Consider the following 18,042-nt stretch of genomic DNA (forward strand, 5'->3'; position numbering starts at 1 on the left):
AAATATAGTCGCGAGCAGGCGTTATTGTGATAAGTGGTTCACTTAAATAAGTGTTCAACTAGGGTGGCAACACGGGTAATCGCTCGTCCCTTTTATAGGGAGGCGTTTTTTTTGTGTCTAAATTGTAAAATTATACTAATTGTTAGGAGAGATTTATATGATACGTTTGCCAAGAGGTACACAAGATATTTTGCCGGGAGATTCAGAAAAATGGCAATATGTCGAAGCACAATTTATTGATTTATGTCGTCGCTTTAATTATCAGGAGATACGAACCCCTATTTTTGAGCATACAGAGTTGTTTCAACGAGGTGTTGGTGATACGACAGATATTGTCCAAAAAGAAATGTACACATTTAACGACCGTGGCGACAGAAGTTTAACATTAAGACCAGAAAGTACAGCATCTGTTGTACGTGCATTTGTTCAAAATAAACTATATGGTTCAGCTAATCAACCACAAAAACTTTTTTACAATGGACCAATGTTTCGTTATGAACGTCCACAACAAGGCCGAATGCGCCAATTTGTCCAGTTAGGTGTTGAAGCGTTAGGTTCTAAAGATCCAGCTATAGATGCAGAAGTCATTACATTAGCTATGACGTTTTACCAATCACTCGGTTTAACATCACTGAAATTGGTCATTAACTCATTGGGAGATAAAGAAAGTAGAGAACACCATCGTAAGGCGCTTGTCGAGCATTTTAATCCGCATCGTGAGGAACTATGTGCAGACTGTCAAATGCGACTAGATCAAAATCCTTTACGCGTTCTTGACTGCAAGAAAGATCATGATCATCCGGCGATGAAGTCAGCACCCAAAATATTAGATTATTTAACTGAAGAAGCAAAAGACTATTTTGATGAATTAAAACAATATTTAGATGCATCTCATATCAAATATGATGTTGATAGTAATTTAGTGAGAGGACTAGATTACTACAATCATACTGCTTTTGAGATTATGAGTGATGCCCCAGGTTTTGGAGCGATTACAACACTATCGGGTGGTGGTCGATACAACGGTCTTGTAGAAGATTTGGATGGACCAGAAACACCAGGGATTGGTTTTGCCTTGAGTGTTGAAAGACTGTTAATGGCGCTTGAAAAAGAGGGCATAACTTTACCAGTCAATCAAGGTTTAGATGTTTATGTTGTTAGTCTGGGAGAAAAAGCAGCAATTCCAGCCTATCGCTTGACGCAAGAACTAAGACAAAACGGCTTGAAAGTTGATAAAGACTATTTAAACCGTAAAATGAAGGCCCAATTTAAAGATGCCGATCGTAATCAAGCGCAGTTTGTTGTCATACTCGGTGATGAAGAGGTTGAAAACCAACAAGCTACAGTGAAAGAAATGGAAACAGGTGCACAAGAAAAGGTTCAATTTGATAAGTTAGTCCAGTATATTCAGACAAAACGATAAAGGGGATGTAACAATGACACAGAAAAGACAACTTGCTGGAGATCTTAGGATTTCTGATACAGGTAATCAAGTAGTTTTAAAAGGTTGGGTACAAAAGCGTCGGGATTTAGGTGGCTTAATTTTCATTGATTTACGTGACAGAAGTGGTGTTGTGCAAGCGGTATTCTCACCAGCAAAAAATGAATCAGCACTTAAAATTGCAGAATCTGTACGTAGTGAATATGTCATTGAAGTGCGCGGAGACGTCGTTAAACGTGATGAGTCAACGATTAATGATAAAATGGCCACAGGTGACATTGAAGTACTAGTTGAAGAAGTATACGTATTAAACGAAGCGAAAAACCCACCATTTACTGTATTAGATGGAGAAGACGTTTCAGAAGATGTGCGCTTAAAGTACCGTTACCTTGATTTGCGTCGTGAATCAATGCAACAAACATTTAAATTGCGCCACCAAGCATCACAAGTAATGCGCTCATTCTTAAATGATGAAGGTTATTTAGAAATGGAAACGCCTATGTTAACGAAGAGTACACCAGAGGGTGCGCGTGATTACCTTGTGCCTTCACGTGTTCATCAAGGCCATTTCTATGCTTTGCCGCAATCACCACAATTATTTAAGCAGCTTATTATGGTTGCTGGATTTGAACGTTATTTCCAGTTTGCTCGTTGTTTCCGAGATGAGGATTTACGTGCTGACCGTCAGCCGGAATTCACTCAAATCGATATTGAGACAAGTTTTATGAGTGAAGAAGAAATTATGGCTATGACAGAGCGTATGATGCAACGTGTGATGAAGGAAGTAAAAGGTGTTGAACTCACATTACCACTTCCTCGCTTAACGTATGATGATGCAATGAGTCGTTATGGCTCAGATAAGCCTGATACTCGTTTTGGCTTAGAGTTAGTTGATTTATCAGACGTTGTCGAAAATGCAGGTTTTAAAGTATTTAAAGATGCCGTAACGAATGGCGGCAAAGTGAGTGCGATAAACGTACAAGGTTTTGCTGATGCATTCTCGCGTAAAGATATTGATAAATTAACGGAATTTGTTAAGATTTATGGTGCGAAGGGACTGGCATGGTTAAAAGTAACTGAAGGTGAATTAACAGGTCCAATTGCCAAGTTCTTTGATGCTGATGAACAAGCTGCTATTAAAACAACACTTGAAGCAAAAGACAATGATTTATTATTATTTATCGCTGATAAAACAGCTGTTGTCTATGATAGCTTAGGTGCACTTCGTCAAAAGATTGCTAAAGACTTAGACTTAGTTGATGAGACAGCCTTTAACTTTTTATGGGTTACAGACTGGCCATTATTAGAATATGATAAAGATTTAGGGCGTTATTTTGCGGCACACCACCCATTCACCTTGCCACAAAAACAAGACATTGATAAGCTTCATACAGCACCTGAGGAAGTGAAAGCGTCAGCTTATGACCTCGTTTTGAATGGTTTCGAATTAGGCGGAGGATCTTTGCGTATTTATAAAAAAGATCTACAAGAGAAGATGTTTGAAGTGCTAGGATTCACAAAAGAAGAAGCCAATGAACAATTTGCTTTCCTTATGCAGGCGCTTGAATATGGTGCGCCACCACACGGTGGAATCGCTTTAGGATTTGATCGTTTAGTGATGCTATTAGCGGGTAAAACGAACTTGCGTGATACGATTCTTTTCCCTAAAACAGCCTCAGCTTCTGACCCGTTAACAAACGCGCCAGGAACCGTGAGTGAGCAACAATTAGATGAGCTGCATTTAGCATTTAAAGTTAAAAATACAGAGGGCTCATGATGTGAAACCCCTTTCAAATAGGGTTGATTCTCCTTGTGAAGTATGCTAAGATATTCTTACAAGCTAATCCTGATGTGTACGTTGAAAATCCAAATGTTTTGACCGAACATTTTAAAGTCGGGAGCCCAATGTTTTCTTGAGGATTACATGCCCCACTCGTTTGAGGACTTAAGAGTCAAGGGACAGGGCACCCACCTGCCTAGAGCGGGTTCAAAACTTTCTATTGAGACGGCACGATCGGGATTATCTTTACACATGATTTTAAAGCTCACTGCTTAGCAGTGAGCTTTTTTGGGTTGTATAATATTTGGTGTTGGTGAAGGGATTTTAAGTGAGGCATAGATTGCTCGCTAAAATAACTCACTAGCACCTTTTTTCTTTCAAATAAAACAAGTGAGTTTCCCTGTAGAACTGAAGTCGACTAAAACTAATCCTTAGGAGGGAACTCACTTGCCTATATCAAATAATATAAGAATCCCCTTTGATATTCAAGATGAACATATTATTTTTGAAGAGGATTGTGCCTGCGCGTGAACAAAGAATGGTCATGCCTGCACTTATGCGGAAGGTTGACAACAGAACACTAACCTATACCCCAACGCACTGTGATCACTACCAAGTTGACAATGAACACGATACGATTATTAAAAATGGCACGAAGACCTCTGCGATTGTTATTCCAGCTGGGGAACTAAAAAGGTCTATCTCAAATTGAGAAAACAACGCTTCTATTGTAAACATTGTCAGATGACGTTCGGAGCGAAAACAACGTTAGTTAATGATGGGTGCTTTATCTCTCAGGATACATCCCTTCAAGCAGGGGTGAAAATGGCTGAAGTATAATTAGTAAAGGATATTGGACGTGATTGTGCAATTGGACAATATTTGTTGTTGCTCGAGGGGTTAATATTGAACTACCCCCACTTAACATTCTAACAAATGTTTGAAGAAGGTGCCTTCTTGCTCTAAAACGATAAAATAAAAGTCTTCAATCTCTCCACTTATAAACGCTTGACGTTTTAATAATTGTAAGAAACTCCTATATTTTACGTATGAGTTAAGTTGATCGAACAAAGAAACACTAATACGGCTCAGAAGAGGACTTTGTCAACGGATTTTAAAAATATTTTGAAAGTACGAGAGGAACTTAGGTGAATGAATCACCTAAGTTCCTCTTATGTGATGTTTATTTTGCAATGAACTGTAAATTACCATTCTTGTCCATCACGAAATGGGTTTGATCAATTGTTGAATCGAGTACGACCATTTTTCGTGCGCGTTCCATAATCGTTATAAATGTTTGATAATCTTCTTCGACCGTTTTCAGTTTAGCCTCAAGTGTTGAAAATTGATGGGCTAAGTTTTGATTTTCTTCTGTTAATTTATCAATCGTCGCGTATTGTGACTCTATTAAATGTTGCTGTTTCATTGTGTGTTGTAAAATGCTAGAAAAGCATGTCTTGATTAACTCAGACGAGTGATGGACATCTGGACAATTTGAATTTTTTTGAATAGCAGCTACTTCTTTATTGTTTAGCCGAAGGCGTTTAGCTTCAGTAATCTCTTGAACGTAATGCTGTCTTAACTCTTTATTCCATCGAAATCCACACGCAGCTGGTGTGCGGTGTATGTGACTGGCAACTTCTTTAAAGGCTTTTAGCTGTGTACCGCCTGATTCGATGTTATATAAAACTGTGTCTTTTAACAAGACGTCTTCTTCGTGGCTCCACGCATCGTGTCGTAATTTTGTCATAATTTTCACACTCCTTATCTCTACTCTCTCATCTTCAGTTATGTTAGTCTATGAGCGAAGATAGAAAGATATAAGTAGTGTGAACATCATTCGCTTTTTTTATTCAATGCTTTAATCTGCTCGTGCATTTGTTTTAGCGCTCTTTCAAACTTTCCTGTTTCTACAGGGCGATAATATGATTTATGTTTTATTTTATCAGGCAGGTATTGTTGCTTAACGCGAGCATTTGGATAATCGTGTGGATATTTATAACCTATCCCGTGCCCCATTTCTTTCGCACCTTGATAATGGCTATCTTTTAAATGTTCTGGTACTTCACCTGTATTCATCGTACGGATATCTTTTAGTGCATGATCAAGGGCTTTATACGCCGCATTTGACTTTGGTGAGAGTGCTAGCTCAACTGTGATTGTTGCAAGTGGAATCCTAGCTTCTGGAAACCCTACCCGCTCAGCCGCTTCAATGGCGTGTAATGTTCGTGGGCCAGCTTGGGGGTTGCCGAGACCGATATCTTCATAGGCGATGACAGTTAAACGGCGGCCAATACTGTCTAAATCTCCTGCCTCAATTAAGCGACCAAGGTAATGTAGGGCGGCGTCTACATCACTGCCGCGAATCGACTTTTGTAGGGCTGATAATACGTCATAGTGATGATCGCCATCTTTATCATGGCTAAAGCTCTTTTTTTGCATACACTGCTCAGCAACCGTTAAATCAATTAAGATAATGTTATCACTATTTTTAGCTGTTGAATAAGCCGCAAGCTCAAGACCATTTAAAGCAGCGCGCAAATCGCCACGTGAACTCTCGGCAAAATGACCAAGTGCCTCCTCTGTCACATGAACCTTTAATTGACCTAACCCTTTGTCAACATCTGATATAGCACGCTGTATGGCTATTAATACATCTTTTTTAGTCAATGCTTTTAACTCAAATAGATGAACGCGACTTCTAATAGCTGGATTAATCGCATGGTAAGGGTTGCTTGTCGTACAGCCGATTAAAGTGATGAGATTGCTTTCAACGTGTGGGAGTAAATAATCTTGTTTAGCTTTATCTAATCGGTGAACCTCATCCATAATGACGACTAAGTTGCCGTGCATTTTTGCCTCCTCAATGACGATTTCAATGTCTTTTTTCTTATCAATTACCGCGTTTAATAATCGATAACGAAGATTTAAAGTTGCTGATAAGGCCATAGCCATGGATGTTTTTCCTGTGCCAGGTGGTCCGTATAAAATCATTGAACTTAAGCGATTTGCATCAATCATGCGCCTTATCATGTTGCCCTCACCGATTAAATGTTGTTGACCGATAATGTCTTCAATATGTGTAGGGCGTAAACGATAAGCGAGTGGTTGTTTAGCCATATAAAAACTCCTTTATTACAAATTGGTATGAATCATTGCTAATGACTTGACGTCTTATGACGGTTTCATATAAAATATACTACATTTGTAGGAATTTATATAGTCATGCGTTTATCAAATGTGAAGACATAGCGAAATAGCTTGCCTTCATGCTATAATGACAGCAGAATTAAACGACTAGGAGTGTTAATAGATGAAGATTTCAACGAAAGGACGTTATGGCTTAACGGTTATGATTGTTCTCGCAAAACATGTAGGTGAAGGTCCGGTATCTTTAAAAAAAATTGCAGAAGAACATCAACTAAGTGAGCATTACCTAGAACAACTCGTGCCACCTTTAAGAAATGCCGGATTAGTGAAAAGTGTTCGTGGCGCTTATGGGGGCTATAAACTCGCTAAATCTGCCCATGAAATTACCGCAGGCGATATCATTCGAATTTTAGAAGGACCCATCACACCTGTAGAAGGTATTGAAGATGAAAGTCCAGAAAAACAACATTTATGGATACAAATTCGTGATGCTGTAAAGAATGTTCTTGATACAACAACGTTAGATGATTTAGCTAGTTATAAAGAATCAGGAGAAAATGATCCTTATATGTTTTATATTTAATTAGCCGCAGTCAAGAGATGTAACAATTAGAATTGGAAAGGATGACGGTAATGGAAACGATCTATTTTGATCATGCTGCAACAACCCCGCTCCATCCGGAAGTCATCAACAAAATGACGGATGTGATGAAACAAAACTATGGTAACCCGTCAAGTATTCATCAGTATGGCCGTCATGCAAGAAAAGTGGTCGATGAAGCGAGACGTGTCATTGCTCAATCTATAAAAGCAGATGAGCGGGACATCATCTTCACAAGTGGTGGGACAGAAGCTGATAACTTAGCCGTTGTCGGTACAGCGTTAAAATACAGAGATAAAGGTAAGCATATCATTACGACTAATATTGAGCACCATGCTGTGTTAGACAGTTGCCATTACCTTGAAACAATCGGTTTTGACGTCACTTATTTGCCGGTAAATACTAAAGGTGTTGTTGAACTGGACGATGTTAAACAAGCTTTACGTGATGATACGATATTAGTATCAATTATGATGGTCAATAATGAAGTAGGATCGATTCAACCTATTGAAGACATCGGGGCATTAATAAAAGACCATCAAGCATACTTCCATACCGATGCTGTCCAAGCGTATGGCATTATGCCAATGGATGTTAATAAACTCGGGGTAGATTTATTAACTCTGACAGCCCATAAAATTAATGGACCAAAAGGCATTGGTGCTTTATATAAAAAGCATGATGTGAAGTTACAAGCACGACATTTTGGTGGTGAACAGGAGCGTAAGCGCCGTCCTGGAACGGAGAATATTGTTGGTATTGTCGGCTTTAAATCTGCTGTTGAATTAATACATGGTACGGAATTACATCGCAATGCACATTATCAACGCATAAAAAAGCTATTTTTCAATGAGTTAAATACGTTAAGTAACGTATGCGTTAATTCAGAGCTTGATGAGACAAGTCCATTAATCTTAAATGTAAGTTTTTTAGGGACACACATTGAACAAGTTCTAATGAACTTAGACTTGGAGGGTATACTTGTGTCATCAGGAAGTGCTTGTACAGCAGGTGCGATGGAATCCTCTCATGTTTTAACAGCTATCTATGGTGAGCAGAGTGAACGAACAAAAAGTGCGATCCGATTTAGTTTCGGTATCAATCACTCAGATGAAAATATAAAAGAAGCGGCGAGACGTGTTAAACAAGTAATAGAGCGTCTGCGCAAGCTAAACAACTAAAGGAGAAGATAACGATGAACGACAATAAAAATACACGTGTTGTCGTCGGTATGAGTGGTGGCGTTGATTCTTCAGTTACCGCCTTACTTTTAAAGGAACAAGGTTACGATGTTATCGGTATCTTTATGAAAAATTGGGATGATACGGATGATGACGGATTTTGCACCGCGACAGAAGATTATGAAGATGTAATTCGTGTTTGTAATCAGCTAGATATACCCTATTTTGCGGTTAACTTTGAAAAGCAATATTGGGATAAAGTGTTTAGCTACTTTTTAGATGAATATAAAAAAGGGCGTACACCGAATCCAGATGTGATGTGTAATAAAGAAATTAAGTTTAAAGCCTTTTTGGACCATGCACTTTCACTTGGTGCTGATTATGTGGCGACAGGTCATTATGCACAGTTGAGGCGAACAAATGGAAAAATCGAGTTATTACGTGGTGTTGATACGAATAAAGATCAAACATATTTCTTAAATCAATTATCAAGTGATGTACTGGAAAAAGTGATGTTTCCACTAGGTCACCTGCCTAAAAGTGACGTGCGTAAAATCGCAGAGACACATGGTTTAGCAACTGCTAAGAAAAAAGATAGTACGGGTATATGCTTTATTGGTGAGCGAGATTTCAAAACGTTTTTAAGTGAATATCTCCCTGCGCAACCCGGCCGAATGACAACGATGGATGGCGTTGACAAGGGTGAGCATGATGGATTGATGTATTACACGATTGGCCAGCGTCAAGGTCTAGGCATCGGTGGCCCTGGTGGCCCGTGGTTTGTTGTTGGTAAAAACTTAGAAGAGAACGTATTATATGTTGAAGCAGGCGAAAATAATCCGTATCTATCATCTGATGCATTATTAGCTAGTGATGTTAATTTTGTGAATTCTATCCAAGACAAAACTTTTAAAGCAACCGCTAAATTCAGGTATCGCCAAAGAGACTCAGGTGTGACGGTCACACAACAAACTGATGGACGACTATATGTTAGCTTTGATGATGAAGAAAAAGCTGTTACACCAGGTCAAGCTGTTGTCTTTTATCAAGGTGACGTGTGTCTTGGTGGGGCAACGATAGATGAAGTCTATAAAGATGGTCAACGTCTAGACTATTTAGGATAAGGCGGTTATAAGGAGGCCAATAATGACGTTAATAGAAACAGGAATAAAATATATGCAAGAAGAGAATTATGAAATGGCGGTTAAAGCTTTTCATGATGCGATTGAAATAGAGCCTCAGAATCCAATAGGCTATATTAATTTTGGACATGTTCTTGCGCATTTGAATGATTACCAACGCGCAGAGGAGTTTTATAATCAGGCAATTGCACTTGATTCAAAAGCGGCGACAGCTTATTATGGACTAGGTAATATTGCATTTGAGCTTAAAAAATATAAACAAGCACTTCGTTTTTATAAAGAAGCGCTTGATTTAGGGTTAACGGAAGCAGATGTTTACTTTATGATAGGCTTAGCACATATTAATCGGGAAGAGGTTAAACAAGCACTTCCCTTTTTCATGCGTGCAACTGAGCTTCAACCGTATGATAATGAAGTCGCTATGCAGTATGGGTTAACATTGGCTGAATTATCAGAATTCGAAAAAGCACGAGAAGTGTTTGATAGAGTCGTCAAAAGTCAGCCGACACATGCAGACGCACGATATAATCGAGCGCTTGCCGACTTATTTTTAGAAAAAACAGATCAAGCAATGAAAGACTTAGAGCATGTGCTGACAATCGAACCAAACCATACACTCGCACAAGGAACGCTTATGCAAATAAAAACATTATTAGACCAATAGTAAGAAGGTGGGCGGTGACTGTGTCAGAAGAAACGCATTATATCCGTGGTGAACTGATTTATACCATATATACTAATCAAGCCGAACACTTTTCTATTGCGAAAATTAAAGTGTTAAAAACGAATGAAACATTGGATGAAGATGAATTGGTTATTAAGGGCTATTTCGGTGAAATATTTCCTGGCGAAGTGTATGTCTTTTACGGCACCTTTGTTAACCATAAAAAGTTCGGGCAACAATACCAAGTGGATCATTATGAAAGATATGTGCCAAAAACCGAAGAAGGACTCGTAAGTTATCTATCCAGTGATTTATTTCCTAAAATAGGAAAGAAAACAGCAAACCGCATTGTCGAGGCATTAGGTGAAGGGGCAATCAATAAAATCATTCAAGACCCAACAGTTTTAACCGGTATTAAAGGGCTGAATGATGAACGTCGTGAGATCCTCGTTGAGCGATTAAAAACATATCAAGGTTTTGATACAATTGTAGTCGCTCTGCAAAAAGTAGGAATTGGTCTTAAACTTTCTCAAAAAATCTATCAACATTATCAAGATGAGGCCATTAAAATACTAGAAGAGAACCCCTATCAATATGTCTTTGATATAGAAGGGTTTGGTTTTCATCGTGCTGATTTAATTGCTTCTGATCGAGGCATTCAATTAAATCACCCTTCTCGCATCCGAGCAGGGATTCTTTATGTGCTTAATGAAGCGCTCAATGAGGGGCATGTATATTTGCCTACACCAGTACTGATTGATAGAGTGGGACGTTTACTTGAAGCGCGGCGTTATCATATTACAGATGAGCTGATTTTAAAAGAGTTAACAGAGATGCATGAAGAAGATTATTTAGTTGAAGAAGACCAGCGCATTTACTTACCTGTAAGTTATTATGCGGAGGCGGGCTTTACGACACACTTGAAAAGAATTAGTGAACAAGTAGTTGAGGAATCCTTAGTGGAAGCGGAATTACTGAAAGTGGTTGGTGAAATTGAAGAAGATGAGCACTTAGCATATGGTAAAGTTCAGTATGAAGCTATTAAACAAGCGCTCACGACGAAAATTATGATTTTAACTGGTGGACCAGGAACAGGAAAAACTACCGTTATTAAAGGAATATTAAAAGCGTTTAGTGAGCTGAATAATGTTAGCATACAGCTACAAGATTATAAAAAACGCAGTGAATTCCCCTATATTTTAGCTGCGCCAACAGGTCGTGCAGCTAAAAGAATGACTGAGTCAACGGGGCTTCCCGCGTATACGATTCATCGCCTACTGGGCTGGGACGGGCACCAAAACTTTGAAAGAGACCAAGATAATCAGTTAGAAGGAAAAATGATTATTATTGATGAGTTTTCGATGGTCGATATTTTTCTAGCTAATCAACTTTTTAAAGCCATTCCTTCCAGTATGCAAGTACTCCTTGTCGGTGATGAGGACCAGTTACCTTCAGTTGGACCTGGCCAAGTGTTAAGTGATTTACTCCACAGTAATCAAATGCCTAAAATTAAATTAGATGAAGTGTATCGACAAAAAGAAGGATCGAAAATCATTACCTTAGCCCACAAAGTCAAACACGATACACTCGTATTACCGGACTTATCGAAGGCAAATGATTTCAACTTTATACCTTGCCAGCGTGAACATCTCTTACTTTCCATTGAAACGATCGTCTTACGGGCAATTGAGCGAGGTTTTGATATTCAGGACTTACAGATACTCGCGCCAATGTATAAGACTGACGTAGGTATTAACGAAATTAATGCGCGCATCCAAGCGATGGTTAACCCGAAAAGACAAGGCGTTCGTGAACTTCATACCAAAGATCAAATCTTTAGAACAGGCGATAAAGTTATTCAACTTGTCAATCAACCTGAAGATAATGTTTTTAACGGTGATATTGGTAAAGTTACCGCGATCTTTAGGGAAAATGAAAACATCGAACAAGAGGAACAAGTGGTTGTTACTTTTGAAGATGATGATGTTATTTATACGCGTAATGATTTACTTAACATTACCCATGCGTATTGTATTTCGATTCATAAATCACAAGGTAGTGAGTTTCCAATCGTTGTGATGCCTGTAGACCGCGCGTATCGCCGGATGTTAAAAAAGAATTTATTATACACCGGGATGACACGAGCGAAGCAATCATTGATTATTTGCGGTGATAAACAAGCGTTTTTAGATGGGGTGTCTCAAATTGATACGAATGAACGCTACACATCACTGATTGAAAAAATCACCAACGTATTTACCGATGAAGCGTTCCGTCAACAGCTAGAAGAAGATATAGAAGAACAGACATTATCACCTTTTGACTTTTTATAATAACATCAATTCGTGTATAAAAGTCGCTATTTTGGCCATACTGAGCCAAAAAGAGGTGATTTCGGTTGCGCTGTTATCATTGTCAATACATTACCTTAGGTGTTATTGGTCCTGGTCACTACTATTGCGCTGAGTGCTGCTTAGAATTTAAAGTTAAAGGCGCTGAGTGGTTTGGATACATGATTGATGAAGAAGGCGATGTGCATTTAGCGGTCTCTTCGCGAGAAGAAAAAATAGAGGATGTTCAGATGAGTCAAGTATGCGATTGACATCTGGTGAAAGATTCTCTATAATATCGATGAAACGAATGAAAAAACGTAGACAAACAGGAGTACATATCAGCCCATTTATAGAGACGTTAGCCCATAGGCTGAAAGGTTAACGAAATGAAGAGATATGGAAGCTCGTTTAGAGTGTAAACTAATCCTTTACCGGCTGAATACCGTTATCATTCACCTAAGGTGATAGCTAAAGCTATAATCAGGGTGGTACCGCGAAGTTAACTCTCGTCCCTGCAATTTTTGCAGGGATGGGGGTTTTTTACGTTGTCTTCGGTTTACTGGTTAGATGGATAATGGTAAATATAAACAAAAAATGCGAGATTAAAAGGAGAGAAAACAAATGAAAGCATTAACCTCAAGTGAAGTAAGACAAATGTTCTTAGATTTTTTCGAATCAAAAGGTCATCGTGTGGAACCGAGTGCATCACTCATTCCCCAAGAAGACCCAACCTTACTATGGATTAATTCAGGGGTAGCGACGTTAAAAAAATACTTTGACGGGCGTGTGATTCCAGAGAATCCGCGTATAACAAATGCGCAAAAATCGATTCGTACAAATGACATTGAAAATGTAGGCTATACGCCTCGTCACCATACTTTCTTTGAAATGTTAGGGAATTTTTCAATTGGAGATTACTTTAAAGAAGAAGCCATTAAGTATGCATGGGAATTTTTAACGAGTGACAAGTGGATAGGTTTTGATCCGGAAAAAATTTCGGTGACTGTTCATCCAGAAGATGATGAAGCATTTCATTATTGGAAAGACGCAATCAAATTACCTGAAGAGCGGATTATTCGTTTGGAAGAAAACTTCTGGGATATTGGTGAAGGGCCGAGTGGTCCAAATACAGAAATTTTTTATGACCGTGGAGAAGCTTATGGCAATAATCCTGAAGATCCTGAGCTATATCCAGGCGGCGAGAATGACCGCTATCTGGAAATTTGGAATTTAGTTTTCTCACAATACAATCATAATCCGGATGATACGTATACGCCATTACCGAAGAAAAACATTGATACGGGAATGGGCTTAGAGCGGATGGTGTCAGTTATTCAAGGGACTGAAACAAATTTTGAAACGGATTTGTTTTTACCAATTATTAAAGAAGTTGAAAAATTAACAAGTTATAATTATGGTGATAGTAAAGAAACAGATACAGCTTTTAAGGTAATTAGTGACCATATTCGTACTGTGAGTTTTGCGGTAGGAGATGGTGCTTTACCTTCAAATGAAGGGCGTGGCTATGTTTTACGTCGTCTATTAAGACGCGCGGTGCGTTTTAGTAAACAATTGGGCATTGAACGCGCATTTATGGCATCGCTTGTACCGACAGTGGCATCAATAATGGAAGCTTTTTATCCTGAAGTCAAACAAAAACAAGCGTTTATTATGAATGTTATTCAAACAGAAGAAGAGCGTTTCCATGAAACATTACATGATGGTTTGATTATCTTGTCAGAAATTATCGATGAACAAAAAAAGAAAAATGAAACAGTTGTCCCAGGCGCTTATGTGTTCAAGTTATATGATACGTATGGTTTTCCTAAAGAGCTAACAGAAGAATACGCGCACGAAAAAGGTTTTACAATTGATGAAGCAGGTTTTGCTGAGGAAATGCAAAAGCAAAGAGAACGCGCACGTAATGCGCGTCAAAAAGTTGATTCGATGCAAGTACAAGACGGTGTTTTTAGTGAATTAACAAGAGAGAGCACGTTTGTCGGTTATGATCAATATCTCGTTAATACAACAGTTGTATCAATTATTGAAAACCAAACGTTTGTTGAACAAACAGGCGGAAAAACAGCGTTTATCGTTTTAGCCGAAACGCCATTTTATGCAGAAAGTGGCGGTCAACAGTCAGACTTAGGTATAATTTTTAATGATACATTTAAAGCGCTAGTTAAAGAAGTTAAAAAAGCACCAAAAGGCCAACACCTCCATCGTGTGGAGATTGTTCAAGGACATCTAACGCTAGATTCATCTGTGTCCGCGGAAATTGATCAAACGCGTCGATTATTAACTGAGAAAAACCATACAGCCACACATCTTCTGCATCAAGCATTAAAAGACGTACTCGGTACACATGTGAATCAAGCCGGATCACTTGTTGATGATGGACGCTTGCGTTTTGATTTTTCACACTTTAGTGCCGTTACAGCTGAGGAATTACACTTAGTTGAGTCAAAAGTAAATGAACAAATTTGGGCATCCTTACCGGTTGATATCGCTCACTATTCAATTGATGAAGCGAAAGCGATGGGTGCCATGGCGTTGTTTGGTGAAAAATATGGTGATGTTGTCCGCGTTGTTAAAGTAGGTGAATATAGCCTCGAGCTTTGTGGTGGTTGCCATGTGAATAATACAGCAGAGATCGGCTTGTTTAAACTTGTTTCTGAATCAGGTATTGGTGCGGGCACGCGCCGAATTGAGGCTGTTACAGCAAAAGGGGCGTATGAATTTGTTAGTAACCAAGAGCGCGCGCTAAAAGAAGCAGGTCACTTATTAAAAGCGACACCACTTGCTGTTCCAGAAAAACTTGACCAGTTATTTAAGGAATTTAAACAATTGCAAAAAGAATATGATACGCTGCAACAGAAATTATCGACCCAGGAAGCAAAGAATATTTTAGATAAAATTGAACAAATTAATGAGGTAAGTTGTTTAATTGAACAAGTAAATGTGTCTGATATGAATCAGTTACGTGCCATGGTTGACGATTTAAAGCAGAAAATGCCATCGGGTATTATTTTACTTGCGACAACCAATGATGGAAAAGTACAATTTGCCAGTGGGGTATCAAAGGATTTAGTGGCACGTGGGTATCATGCTGGGAAGTTGATTAAACAGGCTGCAACAATTTGTGGCGGTGGCGGTGGTGGCCGTCCGGACATGGCTCAAGCGGGTGGTAAATCACCAGAAAAAATTCAAGAAGCACTTCAAGAAGTAAAAACTATGATTTCTTCTATTGGATAACTTGTTAATTGATCCAGTTTAACGGTATAATGGACGTAAGTCTAAGAATACGAAAAAGAAGAAAACTTCAGTTAAGGACGAGGTGTTAGTATGGAGAATATGGATCAGACGATGAAATTTAACTTCTCAGAGGAACCAGTTGAAACGAACGTTAAAGACGTCTTATTAACTGTGTATGACGCATTAGAGGAAAAAGGCTATCACCCTATTAATCAAATTGTTGGTTATTTGCTCTCAGGTGATCCTGCGTATATACCGCGTTATAAGGATGCACGAAACCTTATTCGTCGCCTCGATCGTGATGAACTCATCGAAGTGTTAGTGAAAGATTTCATTGATCAACATAAAGAGGTATAACATGAAAAAAATGGGTTTAGATGTCGGTTCTAAAACGATTGGTGTTGCTGTAAGCGATATGTTAGGGTGGACAGCACAAGGCATTACAACGATTCGTTGGGATGAAGAAGATGTAGCATCAGCAGACGAAGCGTTAGCCAAAATTATTAAAGAGCATGAGATTTCAGAAGTTGTTGTCGGTTTACCGAAACACATGAATAATGATGTAGGTGACCGAGGTAAAAAGGCGATAGAATATGCTAAGTATATCGAAGCGACATTTAATTTACCAACTGTTATGTGGGATGAACGTCTATCTACCATGGCAGCAGAACGTATTTTACTTGAAGCAGATGTGAGTCGAAAAAAACGAAAAAAAGTCATCGATAAAATGGCTGCTGTCATGATTTTACAAGGTTACCTTGATTCAAAATAAAAACAAAAGGAGGCTATATTAAATGGCTTTAATTGAAGAAGAACGCATAATTATTCCTGGTGAAAATGGAGAAGAAAACTTGTATGAGGTGATTTTCACTTTCGACATCGAGGAAAATAACCAATCATATGTTGCGGTTGTCCCTGTTGAGCAATCTGAGGATGAAGAGCAAGAAGTGTTTGTTTTCCGATATGAGGAAAAAGATAATCAGGACGACTTAATGTTATTTTCAATCGAATCTGACGAAGAATGGGATATTGTTGAAGAGACTTTCAATACGCTCGTTGATCAGATGGATCTATAATATATGTAAAAGCATACAAAGGTGCGTGATGCCATTGTATGCTTTTTCTTTGGTGTTACTAAGCTAAAGGAATGATGATTGTGCATCCCCTCTTTTTAAATATAAGCTCGGTTGTTGACCCATTAGCGATAATTAAGAGAAACCTGTGGAAAAATCACGCAGCTTTTAGTATAATGTATCAGATGAGGAGGGACGCATGTGACAAATGAAAAAAAAGACAACTCAGAATTAACTAATAAAAATGAAATTAATGATGAATCAGTTTCAACTAATACATTTGAAAAGACGAAACAACAAATGCGCGCTAATTTCTTAGTGCGAGCAAAAGAGGCAAGTATTACCCGAAAAATTGTCGTCGTTTCACTGCTTGTTTTATTGTTGTTGTTTGGAATTGGCGGGAAGTTAGTTTATGATTATATTACAGATGGATTGAGCCCTGTAAATGAAGCAAGTGATGAGCAAGTGGTTGTAGATATTCCATTAGGATCTTCATCATCAACCATTGCAGATATTTTAGAAAACAATGGCATTATTAATAATGCGCTCATCTATCGAATTTATATTAAAGTAAATAACGTGGCTGATTTTCAAGCTGGAGAATATACACTCTCACCAAGTATGACGCTTGCAGAGGTTTCTGATGCTTTACAATCTGGTCGTGTATATGAAGAGGCACTTTTTTATGTAACCATTCCTGAAGGGCGGACAATCGAAGAAATTGCGGGACTTTTAGCAAATAACGCGAATATTGATGAAGACGCTTTTCTAGAATTAATGCGTGATGAAGATTACATCAAATCACTTATTGAACGTTATCCTAGTATTTTATCAGAAGTCATCTTAGATGATGACATTCGATATCCGCTAGAAGGTTATTTATTCGCGGCAACATATCCCGTATATGAAGAAAATCCAAAAGTAGAGTCATTAGTTGAACAAATGCTTGATAGAACAGAAGACGTTTTGTTGGAGTATTATGGTGAGATTGATGAATTAGAGCAATTTAGTGTCCATGAGATTTTCACTTTTAGCTCAATCGTGGAACGTGAAGCGCGTAACGAAGAGGAGCGTAAGTTAATTGCTGGCGTCTTCTATAATCGACTTGAAGAAGGTATGCGCCTTGAGACAGATCCTACAGTGCTTTATGCGCTCGGAGAACATAAAGATCGTGTGCTCTTTTCAGATTTAGAAATTGACTCACCATACAATACGTATAGAGTCTTTGGTTTACCTATTGGTCCTATCTCTAACTTTGGTGTTAGCTCACTTGATGCTGTGTTGAACCCAACAGAAACAAATTATTTGTTCTTTGTTGCGGCAGAAGGTAATATTTATTATTCTGAAACATTCGAAGAACATCGTCGAAAAGCAAATGAATATTTAAATCGTGATATTTAAAATCTAATCAGGGAAGTTGAC

General features: G+C 38.5%; 16 protein-coding genes, 1 other RNA gene and 2 other annotated features (1 of these 19 only partly in view). Of the genes, 15 read left to right on the forward strand and 2 right to left on the reverse strand.

The window, feature by feature from the left end; translation table 11 throughout:
• Positions 1-94: a binding site (T-box leader), on the forward strand (it extends 126 nt beyond the left edge of the window).
• A 63-nt stretch (positions 95-157) separates the two neighbouring features.
• The 4 genes from hisS (at position 158) to BM163_RS03725 (ending at position 3,933) form a co-directional block, all read left to right on the forward strand.
• The gene (gene hisS / locus BM163_RS03710) at positions 158-1,423 is read left to right on the forward strand and encodes a histidine--tRNA ligase (RefSeq protein WP_089800367.1); all 1,266 of its coding nucleotides are present in this window, start codon (positions 158-160) and stop codon (positions 1,421-1,423) included.
• Between the two features lie 13 nt (positions 1,424-1,436).
• On the forward strand, positions 1,437-3,218 hold the full coding sequence (aspS, locus tag BM163_RS03715) for an aspartate--tRNA ligase (protein ID WP_089800368.1): 1,782 nt from the start codon (positions 1,437-1,439) through the stop codon (positions 3,216-3,218).
• Positions 3,219-3,281: 63 nt separating this feature from the next.
• Positions 3,282-3,466: non-coding RNA, 6S RNA (gene ssrS, locus BM163_RS03720), on the forward strand.
• Between the two features lie 245 nt (positions 3,467-3,711).
• Positions 3,712-3,933 (forward strand): hypothetical protein, encoded by a 222-nt coding sequence (locus BM163_RS03725; protein WP_143088177.1) that lies wholly within the window; start codon positions 3,712-3,714, stop codon positions 3,931-3,933.
• Between the two features lie 471 nt (positions 3,934-4,404).
• Here BM163_RS03725 and BM163_RS03730 read toward each other — a convergent pair whose 3' ends face one another.
• Complete coding sequence (locus BM163_RS03730; protein WP_089800377.1) at positions 4,405-4,971, reverse strand: RsfA family transcriptional regulator; 567 nt, start codon at positions 4,969-4,971, stop codon at positions 4,405-4,407.
• Positions 4,972-5,057: 86 nt separating this feature from the next.
• Entirely contained in the window at positions 5,058-6,341 is a 1,284-nt protein-coding gene (locus tag BM163_RS03735) for a replication-associated recombination protein A (protein WP_089800384.1), read from the reverse strand.
• Positions 6,342-6,534: 193 nt separating this feature from the next.
• Between BM163_RS03735 and cymR the strand changes: the two genes are divergently transcribed.
• The 11 genes from cymR (at position 6,535) to mltG (ending at position 18,021) form a co-directional block, all read left to right on the forward strand.
• Positions 6,535-6,954: a cysteine metabolism transcriptional regulator CymR gene (gene cymR, locus BM163_RS03740; protein WP_089800386.1), complete on the forward strand. Its 420-nt coding sequence runs from the start codon at positions 6,535-6,537 to the stop codon at positions 6,952-6,954.
• 50 nt (positions 6,955-7,004) lie between these two features.
• A complete protein-coding gene (locus BM163_RS03745) occupies positions 7,005-8,153 on the forward strand; it encodes a cysteine desulfurase family protein (RefSeq protein WP_089800388.1) in 1,149 nt (382 codons plus the stop codon).
• Between the two features lie 14 nt (positions 8,154-8,167).
• Entirely contained in the window at positions 8,168-9,277 is a 1,110-nt protein-coding gene (gene mnmA / locus BM163_RS03750; protein ID WP_089800390.1) for a tRNA 2-thiouridine(34) synthase MnmA, read from the forward strand.
• A 22-nt stretch (positions 9,278-9,299) separates the two neighbouring features.
• Entirely contained in the window at positions 9,300-9,959 is a 660-nt protein-coding gene (locus BM163_RS03755; RefSeq protein WP_089800392.1) for a tetratricopeptide repeat protein, read from the forward strand.
• Positions 9,960-9,979: 20 nt separating this feature from the next.
• Positions 9,980-12,292 carry an SF1B family DNA helicase RecD2 gene (gene recD2, locus BM163_RS03760; protein WP_229675497.1) on the forward strand — a complete coding sequence of 771 codons (2,313 nt, stop codon included), beginning with the start codon at positions 9,980-9,982 and terminating at the stop codon, positions 12,290-12,292.
• Between the two features lie 65 nt (positions 12,293-12,357).
• Positions 12,358-12,561, forward strand: a complete 204-nt coding sequence (locus BM163_RS03765) for a YrzR-like zinc ribbon domain (protein WP_089800397.1) — start codon at positions 12,358-12,360, stop codon at positions 12,559-12,561.
• A 40-nt stretch (positions 12,562-12,601) separates the two neighbouring features.
• Positions 12,602-12,809: a binding site (T-box leader), on the forward strand.
• A gap of 104 nt (positions 12,810-12,913) precedes the next feature.
• Positions 12,914-15,547, forward strand: a complete 2,634-nt coding sequence (gene alaS / locus BM163_RS03770; RefSeq protein WP_089800399.1) for an alanine--tRNA ligase — start codon at positions 12,914-12,916, stop codon at positions 15,545-15,547.
• Between the two features lie 90 nt (positions 15,548-15,637).
• The gene (locus BM163_RS03775; RefSeq protein ID WP_089800401.1) at positions 15,638-15,904 is read left to right on the forward strand and encodes an IreB family regulatory phosphoprotein; all 267 of its coding nucleotides are present in this window, start codon (positions 15,638-15,640) and stop codon (positions 15,902-15,904) included.
• Between the two features lies 1 nt (position 15,905).
• On the forward strand, positions 15,906-16,319 hold the full coding sequence (gene ruvX / locus BM163_RS03780) for a Holliday junction resolvase RuvX (RefSeq protein ID WP_089800403.1): 414 nt from the start codon (positions 15,906-15,908) through the stop codon (positions 16,317-16,319).
• Between the two features lie 22 nt (positions 16,320-16,341).
• A complete protein-coding gene (locus BM163_RS03785; RefSeq protein WP_062319041.1) occupies positions 16,342-16,623 on the forward strand; it encodes a DUF1292 domain-containing protein in 282 nt (93 codons plus the stop codon).
• A 198-nt stretch (positions 16,624-16,821) separates the two neighbouring features.
• Positions 16,822-18,021, forward strand: a complete 1,200-nt coding sequence (mltG, locus tag BM163_RS03790; RefSeq protein WP_229675496.1) for an endolytic transglycosylase MltG — start codon at positions 16,822-16,824, stop codon at positions 18,019-18,021.
• Positions 18,022-18,042 lie beyond the last annotated feature (21 nt).

The organism is Halolactibacillus alkaliphilus (assembly GCF_900115465.1).
GTDB lineage: Bacteria > Bacillota > Bacilli > Bacillales > Amphibacillaceae > Halolactibacillus > Halolactibacillus alkaliphilus.